The following is a 1006-nucleotide window of genomic DNA, read 5'->3' on the forward strand; positions in this document are numbered from 1 at the left end:
GGGTGGGCGGTGCGGCGCTGGGACGCGCTGCCTCCGCAGGCGCGGGTGTTCGCGGACACGGTCGTGCGGGCGCTGACGGCCTGACGGCCTGACGGCCTGACGGTCTGACGAACCGGCGGACCGACGGGCCGGCGGACCGACGGGCCCGGTCCGCCGGTCGCCGGTCTGCTCACCTCAACGGGTGAGGGGGGCCGGAAGTCGTGTGATCGCCCTTCGCTGGTGCGGGTGATGCTCGGGGCGGTCGCGCACCGTTTTTCCACAGGCCAGTTCCGGCCGGATGACGTGGTTCGAACGGTGGTCGGGTCCGGTCGCCCCCGGGGTGGGTGAGGAGCGTTTTCAGCCTCACGCAACGTGATCGTCCCCTTACCCGACCGACTCTGTCCGTCGGTGTCGCACTCTGATCGAGGCGGCTGAATACGGCACATAACGTGCGGCTGTTTTCGGACATCGAACGGCGTTCGAGGCGCCCGTGCACCCCTCGGGATGTCAGTAATCTCCTGGTTCGGAGCAGTGTGATAGAGGGGCGCGGGTCCGGAGGGGGCCGTTTCCGGTCCGGGTGTGCACCGATGCAGCCGGGGACGAACGCCCGGCCCGGCTGCCCCGTTGGGGGGATTGCGTGCAGCTGAAGAATTGGCGTGAAGACATCCGTTCCGGGCGCTCGGCGTTGCTGTCCGGGCCCTGGGAGACTGCGGACCGCGCGGGCCACACCCACGACCCGAACGAGGTCACGGTGCAGCTCGACGGTGTGGGCCGGGAGGTCGAGGAGGAGCTCGAGGCGGCGTCGGCGTCGCCGGGCGGCGCTGTGCTCGGGGAGGGGGCCGACGGTCCCGTCTTCGTCGACGAGTCCGGCCGCCGCAGCCGGCGTTACCGGCGCATCGGCATAGGAGTGGGTGTCGCCTGCGCGGTGTACGCGGTGGTCATCGTGGCGACGCTGCTGTCCGGGAACTCCCACGCGCCGTGGATGCCGGTTCCGGGGCGGCAGCAGGAACAGGGGACGGGCGCGGAC

At 71.3% G+C, this 1006-nt stretch carries 1 pseudogene; it reads left to right on the forward strand.

What is annotated here, in order from left to right:
• Positions 1–616 precede the first annotated feature (616 nt).
• Positions 617–1006: pseudogene (locus HW445_RS32595) on the forward strand (hypothetical protein); the annotation flags it as partial.

Source organism: Streptomyces sp. UH6 (assembly GCF_013421635.1).
Lineage (GTDB): Bacteria > Actinomycetota > Actinomycetes > Streptomycetales > Streptomycetaceae > Streptomyces > Streptomyces abyssomicinicus.